General features: G+C 52.5%; 6 protein-coding genes. All 6 read left to right on the top strand.

The window, feature by feature from the left end; all coding sequences use genetic code 11:
• Positions 1-62: 62 nt before the first annotated feature.
• The 6 genes from PHX60_RS15740 (at position 63) to PHX60_RS15715 (ending at position 4976) form a co-directional block, all read left to right on the top strand.
• Entirely contained in the window at positions 63-317 is a 255-nt protein-coding gene (locus PHX60_RS15740; RefSeq protein WP_300079689.1) for a hypothetical protein, read from the top strand.
• Positions 318-392: 75 nt separating this feature from the next.
• The gene (locus PHX60_RS15735) at positions 393-614 is read left to right on the top strand and encodes a hypothetical protein (protein ID WP_300079686.1); all 222 of its coding nucleotides are present in this window, start codon (positions 393-395) and stop codon (positions 612-614) included.
• A gap of 159 nt (positions 615-773) precedes the next feature.
• Positions 774-986 (top strand): hypothetical protein, encoded by a 213-nt coding sequence (locus tag PHX60_RS15730; RefSeq protein WP_300079684.1) that lies wholly within the window; start codon positions 774-776, stop codon positions 984-986.
• An 887-nt stretch (positions 987-1873) separates the two neighbouring features.
• Entirely contained in the window at positions 1874-3262 is a 1389-nt protein-coding gene (locus PHX60_RS15725; RefSeq protein WP_300079681.1) for a helix-turn-helix domain-containing protein, read from the top strand.
• Positions 3262-4362: a hypothetical protein gene (locus PHX60_RS15720; protein WP_300079679.1), complete on the top strand. Its 1101-nt coding sequence runs from the start codon at positions 3262-3264 to the stop codon at positions 4360-4362. Before PHX60_RS15725 ends, PHX60_RS15720 begins: the two co-directional genes overlap by 1 nt.
• 23 nt (positions 4363-4385) lie before the next feature.
• Positions 4386-4976 (top strand): ProQ/FINO family protein, encoded by a 591-nt coding sequence (locus PHX60_RS15715; RefSeq protein ID WP_300079677.1) that lies wholly within the window; start codon positions 4386-4388, stop codon positions 4974-4976.
• Positions 4977-5285 lie beyond the last annotated feature (309 nt).

The following is a 5285-nucleotide window of genomic DNA, read 5'->3' as shown; positions in this document are numbered from 1 at the left end:
GAAATCACCGGCTGCGTAGCAGTCCGCGTGGATTGAACTGTTAGGACTAAACAAAGGAAAACATGACACTATCTTTTGAGCAATTAGAAGCACGCTGGAATAGCGCCAGCCGTGACAATGAATGGCATGAACTCGGACTTGATGAGGTCTTGGCATTTGCACAGCAAGAGTGCATCGCCGATTTGCAGAAGGCACTGGCCCGCTTGATAGCGGCCACCGAGATGCACCACCGCAATCCGCTGGATTTGGAAAATCTGGAAAGGTATAACCAAGCCAAGCGCCATGCCAAACAAGCCATTGGCACGGGTGATGCCTAACGCCTGAAATCACCGGCGCTGTAAAGCGTCCGCGTGCATTGAGAGGTTAGACAATTTTTAACAATGAAAGTTTATATGAAGAAGATTAGAACAATCGCGCGAAAGCTCTCAAAAGCTGAAATCTCAAAGAAGAAAAAATTATATTTTCAAAAAATTAAAAAGTGTGAAGCGATGTGTAGAGATTTTCGTGAAGTTATCGGTACTGGCACTATTTATGTACATCTAAGCAACGGTGGAACTTTTGAGTTTTTCGACTCAATGCAGGGAACTGACTTCACAATTAAATCTGCCACCTAACGCTGATTAGTTTAGCCAAACCTAAAAACCACCGGCCCGCACCACGCGGGCTTTTTTTTCGACCACAAGATGAGCACTCAAACCCATATACCCAAGGGCAGCATGTGTGCCGCATGCGCTCATCCAAGCCTCAAATGTTCGCAACTGCCGTTCGAGACCATGCCGGTTATCAAGGCCTACCCAGACGGCACGAAGGCCGTACGCTGCACCGAGTTTGCTCAGGGGCCACAGAAGGCCGTAGCCGCACAGGATTGCAAAGGCCTGCTTTGTGGCATTCCAGAATTTGGTGGAGGCCACCATCCGCTTTGTAAGCACATTCCGCCCACGGTGCAATGGCTGGCCCCAGACGATACCGAAGGTGGCGCGACCTAAACGCCAACCAAGCCCGCCCAGCGGGCTTTTTCATCACGCCCAGCACCATGCCCACCAAAAAACCCATCGCCCACTGCGCTGGCCTGTTCCATGCGGGCCAGCCATTCCCACAGTGCGCAGATTGCCAGCGCCGAACAGAGCCAATCCCTGCCCGTGGGGAGTGGATTGCACCACCAGAGTTTGACCAACATTGCCCCGAGCGCATTCAACCACCGAAGGAGTCCGTATGACCGAACAATCGCCCCGAATTCCAAGGCGACAGGCCACTGGCCCCAGCTGCCCCAGATGTCAGCCCCCCCTGACATCTCAGACATCCCACCTGCTCCAAATGTCAGCCCCCCCCTGACATCTCAGACACCCCACCTGCTCGAAATGTCAGCCAAACAGAAGGGGAACTGAAGTTTTGAATCGATAAAAAAGGAAGAGGAGGAACTGGCAGGCCAGCGCGCAAAAAAACTAGGCGAGCTAGGCGCGGTGCCAGCAGCCCTCCCCCTCCCTGTTTGTAAACCCTCCCACATCCACGGTGCGCTCAGCCAGCCAAAGTGCTTGCCCAAAGTTCCAAAAAACAGCCGTTAAGCAAAAAAAACAGCCAGAACCCGTTTTTTCATCTTGCCAACATCAAAATTTACCCACTACAATCGCCCATGCTGACAAAAAAACAGCACGGGGTTAGAAGCCCGGTAACTAACAGGCGCAATAGCCGCGCCCATGAGTGGAAAGCGGCTTTTTTATTGCTAACTGCCACACCCTATTCCCTGTAGCGGCTCGTGTGGGGGGCATCGAAAGATGCGCCGGTTCCTGTTGCCGGACTTCTAACCTCCACGCGAGCCTGCTGCTATTGTTTAGAAGCAAAGCGGCAGGCTCCTAATGTTCAACAGGAGCTACCAATGGCTAACACTGCAACCGCTACGGCTACCCCTCCCATCTTTGGCAACATCCGCGCAGACAACCTACGCATTGGCCAAATCACCATGTTTGCCAAAATGTCCAGCAGCCTCAAACTGCTGGTGCGTGCCATTTGTGACCACCACAACGAGCAGGCCGGGTTTGCATGGCCCAGCGTAGAGCGGCTGGCATTGATCTGCTCAACAACCACCCGTACCATCCGCCGCCAGCTCAATCAGCTCAAAAACATGGGTTTGCTGGTCATTTTGAACAACATTCCCGGCATTAAGACCCAAGGTTATGTTGTACGCGAAGAGCATCTGGCCACGTTAATGATTGACAAGCTCAAGCCGACGGCAAAAAGCACATTGTCAGACGCAGCCGCATTTGTACAGCAAGCCCTTAGTAGCCTAGACAATACTTCCCCACCTATAGCGCCCGCAGTGCCTGAGCCACCGGTTGCCTCCATTGTTGAGCACCCAGTAATAATTGACCAACCACCCGTAGCACCCATTGAGCCAGAAGCTGCATTGATCGTGCCCATTGTTGAGCCAGCCGTTCAAGCCCCCATTGTTGAGCAACCGCCTACAGCCCCTACAGTGCTGCACATTGAACCAGAAGCTGCCCCAGTAGTTGTTCCCCCAGCAGCGCCCCCTGTAGCCATAGTAATAGATGCTGAAAAACTACAAGCCGTCAACGCCCAGCGCGTTGCTAACGGCAAATCGGCCATGCTACCCTCTGACATCAGCCGGATGGCCCAAGAAGCCACCGCTGCCAAAATCACCTTAATGCAAGCCGTCGATTGGGTGCTAGAGCGTCCCACCCGCAACTTCTTCCGTGCATCGTTCTACACCTCTGCCAGCGCTCCCCAGCCTATAGAAATCGTTGCAGCCGTGCCTGTGGAGCCGCCCACTCCGGAGCAAATCGCAGAACGCCAAGCTGCCCGCAAAGCCCAAGAAGAAGAGCGCGCCATCCAAGAAGCCAATGACAGGGCCAAAGTCAAGGCATTTATGGAGGAATACAAAAGCAAGCAAGCCGCCGAACCATGCCCAACGGGGATGGAGAAAATCGAGGTAGCGGGGATGGTATTAAGTGGCCCGGACTGGGCAATGAGTGCTATCCGAGATTTTAATGCGGGTAAAAAAACCAACCTGTTCCGCATGGAAGCAGCCTGCTCAGTGCTTGGTATCAGCTACCAAACACTACGCAAAGCGCGCAATGCTACACCCCATCCAGCAGCCAAGATTGCACCAGCTGTACCCGCTGCACCAGCCTCTATTGAGCCCGCTATCGCCGACACCAAAGCGACCAAGCCCGTGTATTTAATGACCGAGGCGGAATTTGAAGCCGCCCGCGAAGCCGCGCTATCTGACGAAGAGGTGCCTTTCTAATGACTACCAATATCACCCCTCGCACGCTGGTCATATTGGCCGCACTGGTAGCTGCCATTGGATTAGCCTCTAGTGCCGTAACCGCCGAATTTTTCATTGCCGGGCTGCAAGCGATGGAGGCCGATAGCACTACCCGTGCCGCATTGGTAGCTGCTGGCTTGCTGATGATTGTGGCTGAAGTAGTGGCTTTTTTCATAGCTGCCATGCTGCCCAAGGGCCACTCCCTGCGCTTGCCGCTATTAATGGCTGGTGTGCTGCTATTATCGTTTGAGACCCTGACCGTCTTTGCTACTCAGCACGCCCTGGTACAAAGTGGCACAGCAGCGCAGGCTGCCAGCGCCGCTCGCATTGATTATTTGAGGGCTAATATCGCCCAAATGCAAGCCCAATCGGCAAGCCTTAGCGCTACAGCTCAAGAGCAAGTAGGTAGCCGATTTATTGCCCAACGCGAAACTGGCAGCGAAAACCTGCGTACAGCCCAAGCCCTCCAAGCCCAAGCCAGTAGCGAAGTAAAAGAGTTGGCCAACCTATTAGCCAGCCAAAAAACCACAATTACCGACGTTTTCGGCCAACAGGGTACCATCGCCTACAACGCCGCCCGTGCCATGCTCTTAACCATGACTGGGCTTATTATGATGAGTGCTGCTGGTGCCCTGCTGCGTGCCAGCCGCGATACCAAAACTGTGCCTGCGCTTCTTAGGAAAACCACCGTGCCAGCGCTGCGCCATTGGCACCATGTGACCGTGCCAGCCCTTAGTGTCTCTATGGCTCCAATGGTTTGGGCCATGCCCGCACAAACTGTGCCCACACTACGCCCGGCAAGTGTGCCAACCGTGCCCGAGCCAGTAGCACAGCAGGTGCCAATACAGGAAGATCAGCCAACGCCCGGCCCACGCTATGCCGCTGCTCGTGCTGCTGTAGTAGATGGCACACTAACCACCCCTAGCGTGCGTGCGATTCAGTCTGTTGTAGGAGGCAACACCAGCTCAGCGCGCGCTATCCAAGCCTGTTTAGCCGCCGAAGGCTTAATTGAGCGCTGCGGACAAGGCTATCGGCTGACAACGAAAGCGCAGCCTTTTTTGTTTCGCGAGCCTCATTGATACCTTAGATTAAGCGAAAAAAAATGAAACGCCCCACCCTCACACTTCCTAAAAAGCCCAGCCCATTAGCCCAAGCAACACCGCCACCACCACCACCGCCCCCAACAGCCCAAACCCCTAATCCCCCCAAGCAAAAATCTGCAAAAAATAAGCAGATGAAAGAAAAAGAAAAACGGCGCTTAGAAAATATAAGACTTGCTTCAGAAGCATCTGCAAGAAACAGAGAGCAATTTGCAAAAGCACGACCAATTATCAACGCTTATTTATCTAGCAAACTGATTTTTCAAGAAACTGTTTTTATTGATGATGTTGAGTGCTTCCGGCCATTGATGATTGGCATTCACAAACAGGTTTTTAATTTATTCAGGGCTGATCCAGAACTTGCAGATTGCACGAACACTGTTATTTCCAGAATAATTAATGTATTTATCATCAGGCATATTAAAAAACCGCAGTATATTGCGGGAATGTTTAAATTTGACAATCGCTTTGATTTTGACATAAATCCAGTTGAAGTTATATCTGATGAGCACAAAGCAAGAGCAGTGGAGATGATGCAGAATCTCAACACACAGGCTGCGCAGACCGCACAAGCTCATCCACAAGTTGTGTAGCTGCAAGACAAAATCGCCTCCAACACCCGCCCGGCCCTGTACCGGGCTTTTTTTGCGACGGCTACGCCCCATTAGCCGAAATTACTTTCGATAATCGGGCGTTATCGGGGGCTATCCGTTTTTTCTGTATGTTTTCTTACATATTACATATGAAATATAACGCAGTTCCACATGGAACTAGGCATCAGCGTATCAGTGCAGTGCAAGCCCGCAACCCGGCCAGCAACTGCTGCTCGTAGCCCTCACGTCGCTCAATTTCGGCCATTGCCGCTTGGGCAAAGGCATCCAGCGTTACTGGTGGCTGTAATG

Source organism: Giesbergeria sp. (genome assembly GCF_028686475.1).
In the GTDB taxonomy this organism is placed as follows: Bacteria; Pseudomonadota; Gammaproteobacteria; order Burkholderiales; family Burkholderiaceae_C; genus Simplicispira.
This window is presented reverse-complemented; position numbering and strand designations above follow the sequence as displayed.

What these genes read in the sequence shown, in the direction of transcription:
- PHX60_RS15735 (WP_300079686.1), top strand. Translation starts at nt 393, where the DNA reads ATGAAGAAGATTAGAACAATCGCGCGAAAGCTCTCAAAAGCTGAAATC.
- PHX60_RS15720 (WP_300079679.1), top strand. Translation starts at nt 3,262, where the DNA reads ATGACTACCAATATCACCCCTCGCACGCTGGTCATATTGGCCGCACTG.
- PHX60_RS15730 (WP_300079684.1), top strand. Translation starts at nt 774, where the DNA reads ATGCCGGTTATCAAGGCCTACCCAGACGGCACGAAGGCCGTACGCTGC.
- PHX60_RS15740 (WP_300079689.1), top strand. Translation starts at nt 63, where the DNA reads ATGACACTATCTTTTGAGCAATTAGAAGCACGCTGGAATAGCGCCAGC.
- PHX60_RS15725 (WP_300079681.1), top strand. Translation starts at nt 1,874, where the DNA reads ATGGCTAACACTGCAACCGCTACGGCTACCCCTCCCATCTTTGGCAAC.
- PHX60_RS15715 (WP_300079677.1), top strand. Translation starts at nt 4,386, where the DNA reads ATGAAACGCCCCACCCTCACACTTCCTAAAAAGCCCAGCCCATTAGCC.